A 14,850-nucleotide genomic window follows, 5' to 3' on the forward strand; every position below is an offset into this window, starting at 1 on the left:
GGATAGAATATGCTTAGAAGCATGAGCTTCGTTTGGGTGGATATTTTGATGGATATGGAACCATTTCTGATGGAACGAGGTGTGTTTGGTGAGTTTACAGAAGGAAATTATTGCGGATCTTGGCGTGAAGCCAACGATTGATGTAGAGGTTGAGGCACGCAAACGGGTTGATTTCTTAAAGTCGTACGTGCTGAACGCAGGGGCTAAAGGATTATTGATCGCCATTAGTGGTGGAGTGGACAGTGCGGTAGCCGCGGGTCTTTGTAAACAGGCTACGGACGAGCTGTCGGCAGAAAAAGGCACAGAGTATATGACGCTTGGAGTATTCCAGCCTTATGGGGTTCAGGAAGATATCGAGCACAGCTATGATGTTGCCAAAGCTTTTAATCTGACTCATACTGTGGAGACCAACATTGAGGAAGCTGTAAATGAAATTGCCCTTGAAGTTGAGCATGGTCTGAAATCAATAGGCCAACACCGCCATATGACGCATCAAGGCAAAGGAAATGTTAAAGCCAGAACACGTATGGTTATGCAATATGCACTCGCTTTTGAGAACAATCTGATTGTAGTAGGAACGGATCATGCTTCTGAAGCAATTACCGGCTTCTACACGAAGTGGGGCGATGGCGCTGTAGATATTACACCACTATCCACACTTAATAAACGTCAGGTACGTCAGCTGGCTGCACATATTGGTGTGCCTGCGGATATTGTCACAAAAGCACCTACGGCGGGCTTATGGCCGGGTCAGACGGATGAAACCGAGCTGGGCATTACTTATGACGATAACAGCGACTATCTGGAAGGTAAACAGGTTAATCCTGAGGTAGCTGAGAAGCTTGAGAATTATTACCGGAGAACGGCACATAAGCGTAATGTTATTCCGGGGATTTAGAATAGGTTGAACTAGAAATCGCCACGGGTCTGCGTAGCAGCAGAGCTCGTGGCGGTTTTTGTGAGTTGGATAGCTGGATAGACAAAGAAGAATAATTATTCTGTAAGCGTAAGTGTCTGATCGATAAAATTAGTTGTCGCAGCAATCGCGAGCTCTAATTGCGGAGTCGTGCCAGCAAAAGGATGCACAGTGTTGAACGTATGATTACCCTCAGGAACCTGCACCCAGCTAATATCTGGCCGAAGTTTGATGAGATGCTCAGACCCTTGGCGGAGATGTACTCCATCTTGACTGCCTTGAATAAGAACAACTGGGAAGGACGCTTTCTGTATGCGTTCAAGGATGTTATAGCGTTCTTTGTTGTTCTCCATATCTTCTAAAATTACAGCATCCAGCGGCATTTGTTGGCCAGTACGTCCATTAAGGACATAGGTTCTTCCTGTTTCCTTCATCTGCTGCTTTTGTTCTTCCGTCAGCAAATCGAGTTTCGTAACCCCGTTCCAGGAGATTACTCCGCTGATCTCATTGGGATGATCAAGCGTGTAGACCAAACAAATTCCCCCTCCGAGACTGTGGCCGAGAAGGAATAAGGGCAGGCTGCCGAATTTCGGGTGTTGGCTAAGATAGGACAACAGGATTTCCATGTCCTTTAAGCTGCGGCGATAGGTGTTGCGGGCGAACTTCTCAAGCTCAGTGAAATGCAGCAGATCTTCCCCGATGCCAGCATGAGAGAAGTTAAAAGTAATTACTTCATGCTCTTGGCTGAGAGTTGTGGCTATGTAAGGAAACATTCCCCAATCTTTAAAACCTTTGTAGCCATGGGCTATAACTATAACGCTTTTGGCTTTGCCTTGGGCTGGGAAGTGTGAGCAGCGGAGAACAGCTCCGTCTCCGGCAGGTATTTCAAAATTACGATGATTCATAGGGTAATCCCCTCTCCATATATAAAAATGAAGTAAATCAGCTAGTCTATCGTGAAGTCGCTGGATAGTCTTATTAGACTTAAAGTGCATTTTCTTTTAAGATAGCAGAAAGAATCTTGCAGGACTATTACTTTTAATAATACTTCATATGATTGATCATACCATTATTGAAGCAAAATGGGATACACGTCCATAAGGAGCGTGAAGTGTTGATTTACGGAATCGGACATGATGTGTTAGAAATTGAACGAATCTCAGAGGTAATAAATAGAGGACTGGGTAAGAAATTTAACCAGCGGGTCTTAACAGAGCAAGAATATCAACTTGCTGAAGAGCGAAGCGGGAGGTTGGCTGAGTTCGTAGCCGGGCGTTTTGCTGCCAAGGAAGCAGTTGTGAAGGCTTTAGGCTGTGGCATCGGCAATGTAGTTGGGTTTCAGGATATTGAGATATTGCCTGATGTTAAAGGAAAACCAGAGGTAACTTTATCGTGTGAAGCCTGGAGCAGACTAAATCTTCCAGATAGACAGAAGTACACCATTCATCTTACGATAACACATGGCCGTGATTTGGCTTCGGCTTTTGCCGTCGTGGAAGGGCTAGGTTCATAAATTGAACCATGATTATAGAAAGGCAAGGAGCGTTATAATGACACAACAAGATCTACAAGTTCAAGACGAACAGGAGCTGCGGGAGGCTAAGCAATATTTCAGCTATCATTTGCTGGAGTGGTATCAAGGGCAGAAACGGGATTTGCCTTGGCGTCGGCACCGCAATCCTTATTATATTTGGATTTCTGAAATAATGCTGCAGCAGACAAGGGTGGATACGGTAATCCCGTATTTCAATCGGTTTATCGAAAGGTTTCCTACCGTGGAGTCGCTCGCCGATGCACCAGAAGAGGACGTGCTTAAGTGCTGGGAAGGCTTAGGTTATTATTCTCGTGCCCGCAATATACAGCATGCGGCCAAACAGGTCAAAGAGCTGTATGGCGGGCAGGTGCCGAATGATCGCGAGGCTGTGTTCAGTTTAAAGGGAGTGGGACCTTATACGGCAGGGGCTATCCTTAGCATTGCGTTCAATCGGCCGGAGCCAGCGGTCGACGGCAATGTGATGCGGGTGTTGTCCCGATACTTCCTGATAGAGGATGATATCGCCAAGGGACCCACCCGCGTAAAAATGGAGCACCTGGCAGCTGAACTGATCCCGGAGGGGGAAGCGGCATCCTTTAATCAGGCCCTGATGGAGCTCGGGGCGCTCGTATGCACTCCTAAGTCACCGCGCTGTTTAACCTGCCCGGTGATGGAGCATTGCGCCGCGCGCCTGGCGGGCTGCGAGACCTCGCTGCCCGTCAAGACCAAGGCCAAGCCGCCGCGCCCTGAGGAGCGGCTGGCGGCCTTAATTGAGGGCCGCGGTGCCCACGCGGGCCAAGTGCTCATCCGGCAGCGGCCACAAAGCGGGCTGTTAGCCCGCATGTGGGAGCTGCCGCACTGGCCAGCGCCGCCTGTGGAAGGCGGCGCCAAAGGCGCGCGGCTGCCGGAAGCAGCGGCGCTGGACCGGCTGCGCCGGTCACTGCGGGAGGCCGGGATCTCTGCCCGGCCTGAAAAGCACTGGATGGCTGCTGAGCATATCTTCAGCCATATCGTGTGGACGCTGCAGGTGTACCGCTGCAGCGTAGAGGACGCCCTTCCGCTGCCGATAGCGGCAGAAGGACGGGCGGTGTACAACGCGGAAGCGGACTTGTTCTCAGGGATCGACAGCAGCATGCCTATCGAGAGATTTGAGGACGGGAACGCTAGTCCAGAGGACGGCGGAGCAGTGCGCTGGATCAGCCGCGAAGACATGGCTAACTATGCGTTCCCTAACGTTTTTCTGAAGCTACTGAACCTTTATTTTGATGAGCAGGAAGAGCGGGCGAAGCTAGAGTAGTAGAAGATTCGCCGTGTTGTGTTGCTAAAGCACTAAATGTACAAAACCTCAGTTTGATGTATGCGCCTAAGTAGAATCGTATGCACCTAAGTATGGTCGTGTGCGCCTAAGTAGGGTCGTATGCACCTAAGTAGGGTCGTATGCACCTAAGCATGGTCGTATGCACCTAAGCAGGGTCGTATGCACCTAAGTAGGATCGTATGCACCTAAGTAGGGTCTTATGCACCTAAGCATGGTCGTATGCACCTAAGTATGGTTGTATGCACCTAAGTATGGTTGTATGCTCTTAAGTATGGTTGTATGCACCTAAGTAGGGTTGTATGCACCTAAGTAGGGGCGTATGCACCAAAGTATGGTCGTATGCACCAAAGTACGGTCGTATGCTTCAGTCTCTTCGTAGCAAATATTTGTTTATTTGGCTTAGACTAGTTCAGTCTTGTTCCAACTAAATTCTTCTGGTGTTCCTATGGCTACGAGAGTGAGTGAAATTTAATTAGGGAATTCTTCCCTAAAAAAAGGTCGATTTGGCTTGTAATTGATCACTTTAGGGAAAACCTCCCTAATAATTGGGCGAATAACGGTTTTTTGCCCATAAAGGATGATTTTTAGGGAGTATTTCCCTAATTACATGTGTTTATGGAGCCTATCGCAGAATTTTAGGGAGTTATTCCCTAATCTATTGCTCAGCGACTCCAAAAGCAGATTTTCATAAGCCGAGTATAGATTTATTGCGATTTATTGCGATTTATTCCGATCCAGTGTATCCATTTAAGCGACGCAAGCGGCGTGAAATGCGGTGTCTGGGAGGATCTCAATCAATCTCTGTCTTTATCTTTATCTTTATATCTCTCTCTATCCAACCTAAACAAAGAAGGTATCCCAGAGCCAATTCGGCTCTGAGATACCTTCTTTTTTAGTTCCATAGCTTAAGCCAAATGTAATTTCTTATTTTGCGCTTTCGTAACGTTTGCCAACTTCTTCCCAGTTTACTACGTTCCAGAACGCTTTGATGTAATCAGGGCGTTTGTTTTGGTAGTTCAGGTAGTAAGCGTGCTCCCATACATCCAATCCGAGGATTGGAGTAGCGCCTTCGCTGATTGGGTTGTCTTGGTTAGGTGTGCTTGTTACTGCCAGTTTGCCATCTTTAACAACTAGCCAAGCCCAGCCGCTGCCGAAACGAGTAGTTGCTGCTGCTGCGAAATCTTCTTTGAATTTTTCGAATCCGCCCAGTTCCTTATCGATAGCTTCAGCCAATGCACCAGTTGGTGCGCCGCCGCCGTTTGGTCCGATAACTTCCCAGAACAGGGTGTGGTTAGCGTGTCCGCCACCATTGTTGCGAACAGCAGTACGGATAGCTTCAGGTACAGCGTTCAGATCTGTAAGAAGCTCTTCAATGCTTTTGCTTTGCAATTCAGGTGCTTTTTCCAAAGCTGCATTCAGATTAGTTACATATGTGTTATGGTGTCTGTCATGGTGAATTTCCATCGTCAATGCGTCGATGTGTGGTTCGAGTGCGTTGTTCGGATAAGGAAGTGCCGGTAATTGAAATGCCATGGAAAAATCCCTCCTGAGTTATATTAGAATTTTGTTATAGATAAAGAATTCTGGCGAACTAACGTCAAAATCCTTTATTGTAAATATGTACTATAGGGTATTCGCCCGATAGGATACCTTAATTAAACCGTATCTAGACCAATAATGCAACACTAAACAAACATAAATGTTTATAAAGTATAATTGGAGAGGGAAAGGGTTTTACAATTGTATTTGGAATGTTAAAATTAATAGTCCCCAATCCTATAGACATATATCCTTATAAATACCCTTTTAATGAAGAAATGAACCCCATCTAAAATGTAAACGCTTGATATTAAGCGCTTTCAAAAGAAAAATGATGATATCACGAGAAAAGTGTGCTTTAATAGATTTAAAAGCAGGTATTCCTCGGTATTTGATGCTTTTTTTTATTTTCTCTATGTTAAGGGAACCCCTTCTTTTTGTTAAATTCATAAGCCATAGACAAGGGAGATTTTAAAGAATGCACGTTCGTTCCTTTCAATTAAGCGACGTTAGCCCTGTGACTGATTTGCTGCAAACCGCATTATCGGAAGAGTGTTTCGAGAACACTATCGAGCCTTTCTCCAGGCAGCTTTCATGGGATTCAGATCTCATTGTAGTTGCGGAAGATGAAGAAGAAATTGTTGGAGCACTGATTGGTACGATTGAGAAAAACCACGGTTGTTATTTCCGGATTGCTGTACATCCTGATTATCGCCGCAGAGGAGTCGGCAGAAGTCTGGTATCGGCTATGGAATCCAGGTTTCAAGCTCGTAAAGTCAGTGGTATCTATGTAGCCGTCGATGAGCATAATTCTTTTGCTTTGCCATTGTATGAAGCTATGGGATATAGCGAGAATCAAATCTTCAAATCTGTCCGGAAGCTGAGCATTGTTGGGTAATTTTGATCACTCAGCTGCGAAAGCGGAAACATTTTCTAGAAAAAAGAACTATAGCTGACGATATAGTCTGTTTCATTCATACTCGAGCGTATTTCCCAGAAGTCCATTGCTAATGGCTGGGAGATATGCTTTTTTATTGTTATAATATCTGCAAGTATAATCTTCAATTATTGAGAACAAGAGGTGACATATTGAATCAGGAGCCCCAAGTAGATTACACGAGAAATAGGAAACAAAGACATAGATCCTCCAGATCCAAGACTACCCTGGGCGGTCGTTTGGTCTCGGAAATGAAGGATTGGCTGCTTACAGCTGTGATTGTTTTTGCTGTGATGTCTGTTCTTAATGTTTTTGTGTTCAATATATCAACAGTTAAAGGTCAGTCTATGCAGCCAACACTCTGGGAAGGAGAAAGGCTCTTCATTAATAAAATTTCATTGCTGTTCGTAAATCCAAAACATGGTGATGTTGTCATTCTTCATGATCCAAGTACCGGTCCTAGTCATAAGGAGTATTTAGTGAAGCGGGTGATTGGCATACCTGGAGATATCATAGAGGTACGGAATCATCAGTTATACGTAAATGGAAAAATAGTGAATGAGCCCTATATCGATACTGAGATTGAAGATCCGGATTTTGCAGCGTTAACCGTAGAAGGTGGCAATTATTTTGTAATGGGCGATAACCGTCATGCATCAGCCAGCAAGGACAGCCGTTACTTCGGCTCTATTTCACAGGATATGATTGTCGGCAGGGCTGATTATATATGGTGGCCTCTGTCAAAACTGAATAGATTATAAGAAAGTAAGCGAAGATATGAAAGGAGAAGGCGGAAATGACCAATACATTTCAGTCATCGTATGCTCCCCCGCCTTCCAAGTGGGCACAGCTTAAAGCAGAGATTCAGGAGGCTGCGACATCACTCGGTATTGATGATATCGGGTTTACAACAGCAGAACCTTTTTTATATTTAAAAAATATACTGCAAGACCATCGGGACAAAGGATATGAATCTGGCTTCGAGGAACCCGATCTGGATAAAAGGACAGTTCCAGCATTGTCTTCTGGAGACAAGCCGTTATCTATTATTTCGATTGCAGTAGCTTATCCATCTAAAATGGAGAAACCTCCTAAATCTGAGCCGGGTGCACGTAGGGGCATCCTCGCCCGGGCATCTTGGGGCAGGGATTATCACCATGTGCTGAGGGAAGCCTTAAGTAAGCTAGAGGAATTTATTCACGAGCGTGTACCGGAGGCTGTGCTGGAAAGCATGGTGGACACCGGTGTTCTAGTAGATAGAGCGGTAGCGGAAAGAGCGGGAATAGGCTTTAGCGGCAAAAATTGTTCTATCATCTCGCCCAAATGGGGATCATGGATTTATCTTGGGGAAATGGTTACGAACATTCCTTTTGCTCCGGATGAACCTGTTGAAGAAGGCTGCGGGGAGTGTACCAAGTGTATTGATGCTTGTCCGACCGGAGCGCTGGTGGGTCCGGGGCAGCTTAACGCACAGGCTTGTATTTCTTTTTTGACGCAGACTAAAGGGTTCCTTAGCGAGGAGTATATGACCAAGATCGGCAACCGTCTATACGGCTGTGATACTTGCCAGATTGTATGTCCCAAGAATAGAGGTAAGAACTGGAATCATCGCCCTCAGATGCAACCTGATCCTGAAATCGTGAAGCCGCTGCTGCTGCCGATTCTGGATCTTAGCAATCGTGAGTTCAAAGAGAGATTCGGCAATAGCTCAGCAGCCTGGAGAGGCAAAAAGCCGATGCAGCGAAATGCGATCATTGCCCTAGGCAATTTCAAGGAAGCCGGGGCTGTGCCAAAGCTATCAGAAATTGTTCTGAAAGAACCGCGGCCAGAGATGCGGGGCACTGCTGCTTGGGCGCTTGGACGTATTGGCGGTGATGAGGCTCTAGCGGCTGTAGAAGCGGGTTTAGAGCGCGAGGAGGATGGCACGGTGAGGGAAATGCTAAGCCGGGCGCAGGATGTGCTCCTTACTGGGAAGAAGGCACGGGAGGACAGCGATATTAATGGAGGAAAAAGTTCATAGACAGGTTGCATATTGCCAATTGCTGTCCAGTTCCTGAAATGCTATGATAGATTCGCGTGCCATATGGCGATGCAGACAATAGAGTGTAGAGGTGGGCTTTAGATGAGTATCGCATTACCTATTATTACATTGGTCGTAGGTCTCATCGGTGGTTTTTTCATCGGTGTATATTATCTGCGCAAACAAATGACAAACATGCAGAATGATCCTGAAATGCTGCAAAAGGTTGCAAAGCAAATGGGTTATAACCTGAACGGGAAGCAAATGCAGCGTGCCCAGCAAATGATGAAGACTCAGGGACAGCCAGGTGCGCGCCCTGGAGCAGCTAAAGGGAATAAACGTAGAAGTAAGTAACCGGGTCCGGATAACATGTATACGGGTGCGGAAGGGGGAGACATCATGGGGAACATCAAGGAATATGTGAACGGTAAAGTTGCAGAGAACCGTGAGCAAATCGAGTATCACGTTGAGAAAATATTAGAATTAATCGGTGAAGATACCGGCCGCGAGGGACTGCTGGAAACACCGGCACGTGTTACGCGGATGTACGAGGAGATATTCGGCGGTTATTCGATAGATCCCCGCGAAGCGCTCGGCGTTACTTTTGATGAGTCTCATGAAGAGCTAGTGATCGTTAAGGATATCGTCTATTACAGCCAATGTGAACACCACATGGCTCCTTTCTTTGGTAAAGTGCATATAGGATACATTCCGAGCGGACGTATTGCTGGGCTCAGCAAATTAGCTCGGCTTGTTGAAGCAGTAAGCCGGCGTCTACAGGTTCAAGAGCGCATTACGGCGCAAATTGCTGATATTATGACGGAGGTGTTAGGCCCCCACGGTGTTATGGTTGTTGTGGAGGGAGAGCATCTGTGTATGTGTGCACGCGGAGTGAAGAAGCCAGGCAGCAAAACGGTAACTATGGCTACTAGAGGGGTCTTCCGTGAGGATGCCGCCGCTCGTGCGGAGTTTCTAAGCTTGATTAAGGAATAAATATCGGGGTGCATACCTCGAAATTGGAAGGACCCATCGTTCACGTAATGTGAATGATGGGTCCTTTTTGGTCAGGCTGTGGGAATAAGAGTGATGTTCACTGTGAATTGAAATAATATCAAAAGGGCTTCCAGGCCAGTTTACTGGCAGCAGCATAACGTTCTGAGACGTAAGGCCAGTTAACGACCTTCCACCAATCCTCAATATAATCGGCCCGATTATTCTGATGTTTAAGGTAATAGGCATGCTCCCATACATCCAGAGCCAGTAACGGAACAACGTCCCATTGTGACAGGTTCTGATGTTTCTCCGCAGTCAAAATCTCCAGTCTATGACTGCGTGGACTCCAGACGAGAATAGCCCAGCCGCCACCTTCAACCTTATTCGCAGCTTCTGTGAACTGTTTCTTGAAGTTGTCATAGCTGCCGAAGCTTTGTTCAATGGCTTCCAGTAAGGCTCCAGTTGGACGCCCGCCACCTTGAGGTGACATTACGTTCCAGAAGATTGTATGGAGATAGTGGCCAGCCCCATTAAAGGCTAGCTCCCGTTCCCAATGCTTAACAAGATCGAAATCTCCTTTCTTGCGAGCCTCGGCTAGCTTGTTCTCCGCTTTGTTTAGTCCATCTACATAACTTTGATGGTGTTTATCATGATGAATCCGCATGGTTTTCTCATCGATGTATGGTTCCAGCGCATTATAAGCATAAGGCAATGGAGGCAGTGTATGCCCGCCAATTGGCACAGCACTCATTTCACGAATATCAAGGATAGTATCTGTAGAAGGAATAAGTCCCTCATTCCGCGTGACATTGTCCTCTTCTGTTCTTACGACATAGTCGGCTGCTGTATAATCTCTCATAATTTGCGTGAGCTGTCCGGGCGAGCTCAAAGTGTGTAGTACGGCAAGGAAATACTCTGATTCACGAATAATATGCAGGATCACAGTGGTAGCAAGGGGGACGGCTTTGACGGCTGCGCTGCTTTCCATGATGGCAAAAAGCTGCCGAACAAATTCTTGGGATTGGGTACAGGAGATGTGCAGCAGCTTTTCTGTTTCCGCAGTGAGTTCAGCCTGACTTGGTGGAGAAGCAGAGAGGGCAGAATTCAATAACTGTTGAGCGGCCATCTCTGTGGCACCGAAGACCACCGCCCATTCATCCAGCAGTTTAACATAGGGCTCCTCCAGGTTAGGTACGATTGCTTTGATAACCTCGGTATGCTCTTTCTCTTGTGTTTTCCAGAATACGATTTCTTCTAAAATACGTACTGGCAGCATCGGCCCGTATACATATAACATTCCAAGAAAACCTCCCGTGATATGTCTTCATCAGTCCATTATATGTGTGCTCATGATAGCTTATGAAGAGCATAAGAACGCGATAATAATATCGTTGACAACCGTTTGATATGGTGAAATAATACAGGAAAATAAAGGCAATGATACCGAAAGGTACAACCTCGCGAAAAGGAGGGTGTACCTTTTTTTGTCGTGTGGACCGATTAATGAAATCCTTTGGGGTAGCAGAAAAACTTTGAGAAATGAGATGAGGGTATGAACAAGCTTGAGAAGAAACAATTTTATAATCAGCTGTTAAAATTAGCGGTACCGATATCCCTCCAAAGTCTAGTCATGGCGGTGCTGTATTTAGTAGATCAATTGATGGTAGGGCAGCTTGGGGGAGTAAAGATCGAAAGAGCATCACACCACTACTGGGATTAAGTCTTGGAATTGGCCTGATATTGTCGGGTTCATTTACGATAGTTGTTTTTTTCAACCCTCGGCTATGCCTGTCTATTTTTACAACGGATAAAGAAGTGTTGGAGAAGGGGTACATTTTTCTAAAAATCGTTGCCCTCAGTTATATTCCAACGATGTTGACGATGCTCTATTCGGCGGTTCTACGAAGTTCAGGACATGTAAAGTATCCAATGGGTGTGAGCATAGCTGCTGTAGGACTGAATATTATTTTAAACTATGCGCTTATTTTTGGGCATTGGGGGTTTCCAGAGCTTGGACTTGCAGGTGCGGCATATGCAACGTTAATCTCACGTATAGTCGAAAGTACCTTGATCATCGGAGCTGTGTATCGCGGGAAACTGCCGGGTGCCGGAGGAATTAAGGAGCTGAGTTCGTTTTCGAAAGCGCTGTGTATACCTTTTTTAAGAACGATAGCGCCTATTGTTTTAACGGAATTGGTTTGGGTTTTAGGTGAAGCTTGTTATTCCGTAATATATAGCCGTATGGGCACAGCAGAGATGACCGCTATGACAGTGACCTTTCCGCTGCAGGGGTTGACGATTGGACTTCTGGCTGGGCTTTCTGGTGCAGCTGGGATTATGGTCGGACATAAGCTGGGAGAGAATAATAATGCAGGTGCTTTTCAGTATGCTCGTTTTTTTGTTCGAATAGGAGTAGGGATTTCATTGCTGCTTGGTGTTCTTATTGCTGTTCTAGCCCCGCTCTACGTCTCAGCCTTTAACTTAACAGTGGAAGAACGCCGAATGGCCACTTCTGTTATCTGCTTTTTTGCTCTTTTTTTATGGATAAAGGTGGGCAATATGATGATTGCGGGAGGGATTCTGCAGAGTGGTGGCGATAGTAAGTTCGTCTTTATTATGGAAGCCTCTACAACTTGGTTGCTTGGGGTGCCTCTAGGGCTACTGTTGTCATGGGGATGGAAACAGCCTCTTCCCTGGGTATACTTCTTTCTGTCCCTGGAAGAGGCTGTTCGATTGGTTATAGGTTACGTGCGTTTTCGCCGTGGTAAATGGTTGAAGCAACTGACCCATCAGGGGACAGAGGCGGATTGTAGTGCTTAACTAGTTACTTGCCATCGCCGGCTGATTGCCATTGTAGGTTTTGGCTAGTTGAACATTTCCTAAGAAAGCAGAGACTCGCCGCAAATACTCACGCGGGTGCTCACGGAACAGCAATTCATGATGGCTGCCCTCTACGACCCAGGAATCTGAGAACGGATTGCTTTGGTTCGCGGCCAGCTTTTCTGCAATAGGATAAGGAGCTTTATCATCTTCGGTTCCATGCATGAGTAGAATAGGGAAAGGATAATCTTCGGATTTGACCTTCGCATAAGGAATTTGATTCAGCCCCGTACCGTTCAGAACTGGGAACAGCATTTCCATAATCGCCAGGGAAGGCTGGCGGGGCAGATCAATATTTTGCTTAATATTATGATACAGCGTATCTGGCTCTAACAAAAAGGTACTGTCCAGAATCATCGCGTCAATGTCCTCTGATACTAATCCTGTTTGCAGTGCTGTGCCTGCTCCCATGGAGAAGCCCCATACAACTAACTCCTCAGCTCCACGTTCCTTAGCAAAATCAATAGCGCCTAGAAGCTGCTGGGATTCTTTTTTACCCCCGGTTGCAATATCCTTGTTGCCTTGGGCAGCAAAGCCGTAATCAAACATCACGACATTGAAATTCAGACTGTGTGCATAGTGAGCGAGATCGTACATAGGTACCCAAGATTCTTCACGGTTGGCGCCATAGCCATGGCTGAACACGATCGTTTTGGTAGCCCCTTCGGAGGGAATATACCAGCCGCTCATCATTCGACTGCCGTCTTTAGCTGGAAACGTCACATCCTCGTATGCGAGACCTTTGGCCTGCATGGGATTGGAATACAGAGGTGCGACCGTTGGATTAGATAATACCCAGGCGATATAGCCATGAAGTGAGACAAAGCAGAAGGCTAAAAAGAAAAAAATAGATAATAGCAGTGCAACGATAATATGCTTCACACGAATCATCCGCAGCGATAGCCGGGACGAACTGCCTTGTTTAGGTAGTTTAGGTCGACGGGAGACGGTTGTGCCGGTTTGGCGAGTTGCCAGATCCATATGGTCCCCTCCTAAGAATGATGTGAGTACTAGTGCCTAGAAGAATTTGTAAAAATGATTCTAAAGCATCAGTAGATAATTTAATATGTTAATCGTATGAAAAAGCCCTTACAAAGTCAATGAATTAGACGCTTTTGTAATGTAACTGTAAAGTGCGGCCCAACCTTTTCCGGCACATTTTTGGCACAACTCCGGAGGAGTGAATATACTGGACTTTCCATAGAGTTTTGCACTAAGATAGAGTTAGTTATAATGTAACCGAGTTTCATTTGATGAAACACGAGGGGGAGATTGTCATGGAGGACCGAAAGCTTACAGTGCGTGCGGTAGAACGTGCGCTTGATATATTGCTTTGTTTTACGCAGGACAGAGATTTAGGGTTGACGGAGATCGCTTCAAAGATTGATTTACATAAAAGTACCGTCCATCGGCTGCTGGCAACCTTGGAGGAAAAGGGCTTCCTCATTCGTAATCCGGCCACTGAGAAATACAGCCTGGGTATACGAATTTGGGAATTGTCTACGCATTTGCCTGCTTTTGATGAGTCGGCTGCGGTATTGTTGCCGTCAATGGAACGGCTGCGGGATCGGCTAGGGGAGACCGTTAGTTTATACTTACGCGACGGCATAGAACGTGTGCGGATTCAGGCGGTTCAGAGTCAGCAGGCCATACGGCGAGTGGCGCAGATCGGTGCGAGATTGCCTTTATCTGTGGGCGCATCAAGTAAAGTGCTGGCAGCCTATGCTCCTCCAGAGGTGCTGAAAGAATTGCTGGAGAGTTCGGGATGGCCGGACTACGTTGAGAAGGATGTCTATCAAGAGCAGCTTAATGACATTATCCGGCTCGGATATGCCACCAGTTTCGAGGAACGCGAGCCCGGCGCGGCCGCGGTGGCGGTGCCTGTTACGGGGCGCAGTGGAAATGTGATCGCGGCGTTATCACTGTCAGGTCCAGTAAGTCGCCTATCAAGGGATACGTTAGTGGAATATGCCGCGGTACTGAAGGAAGCGGCTAGTGAAATGGGCATGATGATTCCTTAATTCGCTGGCTGAGACATATAAGAAACTAAGCAGCGATCTCTCTGTTACTGGAGGATCGCTGTTTTGATGTTTTGGGGAGGGATGCTTAGTCGATTGTGGGTAAAGTGGCAGGAAACGATGGGTAACTGAGGGGGAATTGATGGCCTGATGAGTGACTGATGAGTGACTGATGGGTAACTGATGGGTAACTGACGGTCTGACGGGTAGCTGATGGGATGATAGATGCGTAACTGATGGCTAATCAACAGCTAACTGATGACTAACTAACGGCTCCCCACCTTGCGTTTGTATGGTGAGCTTCAGTGAATATACGTACCTTTGGGAGCCTCAGTAACTCGTAATGCTGAGGCACGAGCGTTTGAACCCAGGGCCTAGATAGGCAGAGGGACGGAGGGGCGGGAGGGTAGAGAAACCACCACGAACCCACGAACCCATGAACCCACGAGCCAATGAACCCACGAGCCAATGAACCTACGAGCCAACGAGCCAACGAGCCAACGAACTCACGAGCCAACGAACTCACGAACCCACGAGCCAACGAACTCACGAGCCAACGAACTCACGAACCCACGAACCTACGAGCCAATGAACCCACGAACTCACGAGCCAACGAACTTACGAGCCAATGAACCCACGAACTCACGAGCCAACGAACTCACGAACCCACGAGCCAATGAACTCACGAACCCACG

14 protein-coding genes and 1 pseudogene are annotated in these 14,850 nt (G+C 46.7%); 11 read left to right on the plus strand and 4 right to left on the minus strand.

The features are described from left to right. The first annotated feature begins 88 nt into the window (after positions 1-88). Positions 89-898, plus strand: a complete 810-nt coding sequence (gene nadE, locus MKZ16_RS02970) for an ammonia-dependent NAD(+) synthetase (RefSeq protein ID WP_036676815.1) — start codon at positions 89-91, stop codon at positions 896-898. A 95-nt stretch (positions 899-993) separates the two neighbouring features. On the opposite strand, the gene MKZ16_RS02975 is transcribed toward nadE, so the two are convergent. Beyond that, positions 994-1,821, minus strand: a complete 828-nt coding sequence (locus MKZ16_RS02975; protein WP_036676817.1) for an alpha/beta fold hydrolase — start codon at positions 1,819-1,821, stop codon at positions 994-996. Between the two features lie 209 nt (positions 1,822-2,030). Here MKZ16_RS02975 and acpS point away from each other — a divergent pair, with 209 nt between their 5' ends. Both acpS and mutY read left to right on the plus strand, forming a co-directional pair. Then, positions 2,031-2,429 carry a holo-ACP synthase gene (gene acpS / locus MKZ16_RS02980; protein ID WP_076101391.1) on the plus strand — a complete coding sequence of 133 codons (399 nt, stop codon included), beginning with the start codon at positions 2,031-2,033 and terminating at the stop codon, positions 2,427-2,429. 37 nt (positions 2,430-2,466) lie between these two features. Continuing rightward, complete coding sequence (gene mutY / locus MKZ16_RS02985; protein ID WP_076105969.1) at positions 2,467-3,747, plus strand: A/G-specific adenine glycosylase; 1,281 nt, start codon at positions 2,467-2,469, stop codon at positions 3,745-3,747. Between the two features lie 945 nt (positions 3,748-4,692). On the opposite strand, the gene MKZ16_RS02990 is transcribed toward mutY, so the two are convergent. Further along, entirely contained in the window at positions 4,693-5,301 is a 609-nt protein-coding gene (locus MKZ16_RS02990) for a superoxide dismutase (protein WP_036676820.1), read from the minus strand. A 484-nt stretch (positions 5,302-5,785) separates the two neighbouring features. Here MKZ16_RS02990 and MKZ16_RS02995 point away from each other — a divergent pair, with 484 nt between their 5' ends. The 5 genes and pseudogenes from MKZ16_RS02995 (at position 5,786) to folE (ending at position 9,257) form a co-directional block, all read left to right on the plus strand. Further along, complete coding sequence (locus MKZ16_RS02995) at positions 5,786-6,205, plus strand: GNAT family N-acetyltransferase (protein ID WP_036676822.1); 420 nt, start codon at positions 5,786-5,788, stop codon at positions 6,203-6,205. Positions 6,206-6,396: 191 nt separating this feature from the next. Next, the gene (gene lepB / locus MKZ16_RS03000) at positions 6,397-7,005 is read left to right on the plus strand and encodes a signal peptidase I (RefSeq protein ID WP_036676825.1); all 609 of its coding nucleotides are present in this window, start codon (positions 6,397-6,399) and stop codon (positions 7,003-7,005) included. 35 nt (positions 7,006-7,040) lie between these two features. Then, positions 7,041-8,195 (plus strand): annotated as a pseudogene (gene queG / locus MKZ16_RS03005) (tRNA epoxyqueuosine(34) reductase QueG); the annotation flags it as partial. A 171-nt stretch (positions 8,196-8,366) separates the two neighbouring features. After that, complete coding sequence (locus MKZ16_RS03010; RefSeq protein ID WP_036676828.1) at positions 8,367-8,618, plus strand: YneF family protein; 252 nt, start codon at positions 8,367-8,369, stop codon at positions 8,616-8,618. Between the two features lie 45 nt (positions 8,619-8,663). Beyond that, on the plus strand, positions 8,664-9,257 hold the full coding sequence (folE, locus tag MKZ16_RS03015; RefSeq protein WP_036676830.1) for a GTP cyclohydrolase I FolE: 594 nt from the start codon (positions 8,664-8,666) through the stop codon (positions 9,255-9,257). Between the two features lie 118 nt (positions 9,258-9,375). Here folE and MKZ16_RS03020 read toward each other — a convergent pair whose 3' ends face one another. Beyond that, positions 9,376-10,554 (minus strand): Fe-Mn family superoxide dismutase, encoded by a 1,179-nt coding sequence (locus MKZ16_RS03020; RefSeq protein ID WP_076105973.1) that lies wholly within the window; start codon positions 10,552-10,554, stop codon positions 9,376-9,378. 255 nt (positions 10,555-10,809) lie between these two features. Here MKZ16_RS03020 and MKZ16_RS03025 point away from each other — a divergent pair, with 255 nt between their 5' ends. Continuing rightward, positions 10,810-10,977, plus strand: coding sequence for a hypothetical protein (locus MKZ16_RS03025; RefSeq protein ID WP_256715522.1), 168 nt, complete (start codon positions 10,810-10,812; stop codon positions 10,975-10,977). Positions 10,978-10,985: 8 nt separating this feature from the next. Further along, positions 10,986-12,077, plus strand: coding sequence for an MATE family efflux transporter (locus MKZ16_RS03030; RefSeq protein ID WP_256715524.1), 1,092 nt, complete (start codon positions 10,986-10,988; stop codon positions 12,075-12,077). On the opposite strand, the gene MKZ16_RS03035 is transcribed toward MKZ16_RS03030, so the two are convergent. Next, a complete protein-coding gene (locus tag MKZ16_RS03035) occupies positions 12,078-13,118 on the minus strand; it encodes an alpha/beta hydrolase (protein WP_139329954.1) in 1,041 nt (346 codons plus the stop codon). 296 nt (positions 13,119-13,414) lie between these two features. Here MKZ16_RS03035 and MKZ16_RS03040 point away from each other — a divergent pair, with 296 nt between their 5' ends. Continuing rightward, entirely contained in the window at positions 13,415-14,158 is a 744-nt protein-coding gene (locus MKZ16_RS03040) for an IclR family transcriptional regulator (RefSeq protein ID WP_036676839.1), read from the plus strand. The last annotated feature ends 692 nt before the right edge of the window (positions 14,159-14,850 follow it).

Source organism: Paenibacillus sp. FSL R5-0928 (assembly GCF_037970385.1).
Taxonomy (GTDB): Bacteria; Bacillota; Bacilli; order Paenibacillales; family Paenibacillaceae; genus Paenibacillus_AQ; species Paenibacillus_AQ odorifer.